Origin of the sequence: uncultured Methanobrevibacter sp., assembly GCF_947169325.1 — an archaeon.
In the GTDB taxonomy this organism is placed as follows: Archaea; Methanobacteriota; Methanobacteria; order Methanobacteriales; family Methanobacteriaceae; genus Methanocatella.
The window spans coordinates 1-3605 of sequence record NZ_CAMVPN010000137.1 but is presented as its reverse complement, the minus strand read 5'-3'; the positions used below and the strand labels follow the sequence as shown (position 1 = coordinate 3605).

4 protein-coding genes and 2 pseudogenes are annotated in these 3605 nt (G+C 29.9%); 4 read left to right on the top strand and 2 right to left on the bottom strand.

Features of this window, described 5'->3' with window-relative positions:
* Positions 1–233 (bottom strand): annotated as a pseudogene (locus Q0W26_RS11765) (transposase); the annotation flags it as partial.
* Positions 234–587: 354 nt separating this feature from the next.
* Between Q0W26_RS11765 and Q0W26_RS11760 the strand changes: the two are divergent.
* The 4 genes from Q0W26_RS11760 (at position 588) to Q0W26_RS11745 (ending at position 3114) form a co-directional block, all read left to right on the top strand.
* Positions 588–2312, top strand: a complete 1725-nt coding sequence (locus tag Q0W26_RS11760; protein WP_298525682.1) for an FUSC family protein — start codon at positions 588–590, stop codon at positions 2310–2312.
* A 187-nt stretch (positions 2313–2499) separates the two neighbouring features.
* Positions 2500–2670, top strand: a complete 171-nt coding sequence (locus tag Q0W26_RS11755; RefSeq protein WP_298525680.1) for a hypothetical protein — start codon at positions 2500–2502, stop codon at positions 2668–2670.
* On the top strand, positions 2654–2932 hold the full coding sequence (locus Q0W26_RS11750) for a hypothetical protein (RefSeq protein WP_298525678.1): 279 nt from the start codon (positions 2654–2656) through the stop codon (positions 2930–2932). Before Q0W26_RS11755 ends, Q0W26_RS11750 begins: the two co-directional genes overlap by 17 nt.
* Positions 2926–3114, top strand: a complete 189-nt coding sequence (locus Q0W26_RS11745; RefSeq protein WP_298525677.1) for a hypothetical protein — start codon at positions 2926–2928, stop codon at positions 3112–3114. The genes Q0W26_RS11750 and Q0W26_RS11745 overlap by 7 nt, the downstream gene beginning before the upstream one ends.
* Before the next feature lie 279 nt (positions 3115–3393).
* Here the strand turns inward: Q0W26_RS11745 and Q0W26_RS11740 are convergent.
* A pseudogene (locus Q0W26_RS11740) lies at positions 3394–3605 on the bottom strand (hypothetical protein); the annotation flags it as partial.

Genomic DNA, 3605 nt, shown 5'->3' with positions numbered 1-3605 from the left:
TCTGCGATTATTGATGTTCTATCAATATGTTGGATTTTAGCATAAATAAGCAATTTTAACATTGAATCCACTGGAAGGGAGTCTCTTCCTTTCTTTTTCTTCGGTTCTTTAATATTTAAAAGTGGAAAAACTTCTTCAACAACAAAACGAGAAATATGATTCTCCGGAACATTCCAATCAAGTGTATTAATACCCAATTTTGCCTTATTCCTATCAAACTTTCTTTTAACCATAAATAACAACACTAAAATAACTTATATCTAATATAAAATATGCACAACAAAGTATATGAACTTAACTATCTTAAAACCATTAAAAACAAAAAATAACCGTAGAATAAAATCAAATAAGAATTTCAAAAATAATTAACTCAAATAAAATAAAATAGATTAAAATTAGTTTGAATATATAAAAAATAATAAAAATTAAGCCTAAAAATTTTTTGACACGAAATTAAAAATCAATTTTGGAGGACACCCTTAAAAATAGTTAACTTATATTAATTCTAAATAAAATATATTATTAGAGTAATTATGAATAGGGCATTAAAATCAAAAATTATCATGTTTGTCTCAATGATGTTGGTCATGATTTTTTATATGGTGATATTTGGAAGTAAGAATGCTGTAATCGGTATGATGGTGGTCATGGCGGCGTTCATGAATCTGAGTAATGATTTGTCATTTAAAGCAAAATCTTCTTTTATTAAAATACTGTTATTGCTCTTGGTGTTAGGCATTGCATCGTTTTTGAATAATCCATTGACTATCTTTGGATGCATATTGACCTTTGTTGTTGTCTTTGCAACTACTTTCACGTCCTATAATCTTTTTGGTACCCATGTTTATTTACCGTACCTGATGATATATTTTATGATGGTTGGAATTCCAGTTTCTGTTGAAATGTTGCCGATGAGGCTTTTGTCTCTTGTCTTCGGCGCGGTTTTCATCGTTGGATTGAATATGGCAATTAACAGGAAAAAAGATTATAAACTGTCAAAAGCAACTATTGACATGTTAATTTCTGAATTAGACAAAGCTATAGATTTGAAATTGGATGGAAAAGATGTTTTTTCGGATAATTTCCGTACAATCAACGGATTTTATTTGAGTATTTTCAACAGGTCCGAGTATAAATATTTCCCATCTGAAATTCACAAATCCGTTTTGAATGTTGTCAAATCATTTCAATACATTGGAAAGATTATATCTGAGCATGATTTGTCAAATAAGGAACTGCTTTACATAAGGAGTGTTTTGTCTCAAATCAAACACATTGATTTGGAGGACATTTTTGACGGTATTGAAATAGAATCAAAAGTGATGTATCTTGTTTTATTAAATTTGGAGATAATTTCAAATGAAATCAGAAAAGATTTAACCGATGAAATAATGCTTCCAGATAAAAACACATTAAAAACCCAGTTCAAATCATTAATCAGACAGTATTTCAGTTTCAGATCTGTCAAGTTTACTTTTGCATTTAAAATGGCCTTTTTAATGTTTGTCTGGCAGCTGCTGACGCTGATGTTTAATTTGCCATTTACAAAATGGCTATATTTCGCTACAATCTCGTTAATGTTACCTTATATTAATGATGTTGCATATTCTGCAAAGTCACGACTTCAGGGAACATTTATCGGAGTTTTTGTTTTTGCAGCAATTCTCATAATTGTCCCTTATCTTAACGTTTCATTTAACGTAATTTCTGTTGCAGTAATGGTTGTCTGTATGTTTATAATGGTCATTAAATTGGAGGATAAACTGATTTTGACAATTGTCACTACTGTGATATCAGTCATGACTGCACTGATGTATATTCCACCACCTGAAGCAATGGAATTGAAGATATTGTGGGTAACTGTTGCAGTTGTAGTTGTCACATTATTCAATTATAAATTCCTGCCTTATTCTGTTGAAATCGAAACAAAGAACAATCTGAAAACATCTTATATACTAAATCAACAGTCAATCGATTTGGTTAAACAGAAATGCATGGCAACGGGACCTGATAAAAAAACAACATTATTGGTTTTAAGCAATGTTGTACGGGAAAACATTGAAATAACTGAGGAAAACCGGGAATTATGTGCCCTACAGGTAAAAATTACTGATATTTGCAATTTCATTTTGAATTATCTGGATTTGATTTCAATATCTGATGATTTGGCTAAAAATTTGGTTGAAATAATTGATGATAATGCGTTGGCAGATGTAAATTTAAATATCAAAGATAAAATATGTGCATATTCAATGGAACATGTCATGAGCTTGTTTAAAGATGAACAGATGATTATCGAAGGATTTGATTAATAATTTTATTTCGAATGATTAATTTCTGCTTTTGAATTAAAATTACTTTAGAAAATGATGTTGAATTCTGAAGAGATGGCATGTTTTTGAAATCAACAAAGTTTTTGAAAGAGCCACAAGGTCACACTTCAAAAATATTTATTATCAATGAAATATCTTATAATGCGAGTAAATAGGAGGAATTATTTTGACTGAAGGCAATGAATTGGATTCTACTTGTGGAATTTCCGATGAAGAGCTCACTGAAAGGTTTAAAGAATCAATTACAATTGATCAAGAAATATGTAAAGTTAAAGGACTTCCTATTGCCGGATATGATGATGAATTAGATAGTCCCTACATTGAGTATCCTGATTGAAGGGGAGTATATCCAAATGAAAAATAGGCTTCCGGAAGTCATTGTTTTTGCAGGTCCGAATGGCAGCGGAAAAACTACTATAACTCGTATGGCTAAAACCTTTGGTGTCTACATTAACGCTGATGACATAAAAAAATCTAATTCTTGCAGTGATTTGGAGGTTGTTTTGAAAGATGAAGAACTTAGGGAGTCTATGGTTAATCAAAATAAAGATTTCACTTTTGAAACAGTGTTATCTACAGTAGAAATCTTAAATTGTTAAAAAAAGCCAAAGATAAAGGATACTTTCTAAGATGCATTTATGTCCTCACATCAAATCCTGAAATCAATAAAATACGTGTTTATATTAGAGAATCAATGGGTGGACACAGTGTTTATGAAGAAAAAATCAAATCAAGATATTTCAAGGCACTATCTTTGATTCCTGAATTGGTTGAAATATAAGATATTGTCCATATATATAACAATACAAATGTTCCATTTAGGATTTTCAAAAAAAGAAAAGATGTTTATTTCCATTGGGAAAATAAGTATTGGAGTTTTCCCGATATTGAAAAACTCACTGGAATTAGTGCATACACTAATTAATAATAATTTTTTTTTAAATTAATTCACTCGAGTTAAAGCAATAAATATTTTGTATAGTATACGGGCAAAATCTATTGTAAATAATTTGAGCTTTATTTGACTTATTGGTCATTAATATGGCTCTGTCTAAAATTGTCATGATGTGGCATCGATTTTTTGGTTGTTGGAGTGATTTTTGAAGTTATTTTGTTCATTGTATAAAACATTTCTTTCCATCCATCTGATTTTTTGTAGTCTTATCCATCTTATCAGTCCTTCTCTTGTTCGATATATTCTTTTTATATGGCTTGGTAGTGTTATTTTGAAGTATCCTTCGATTTTGTTGTTTGTTCGGGGTATTTGTGGGT

Excerpts from the sequence above, each read along its gene's own strand:
- Q0W26_RS11760 (WP_298525682.1), top strand. The coding sequence starts at position 588 with ATGATTTTTTATATGGTGATATTTGGAAGTAAGAATGCTGTAATCGGT.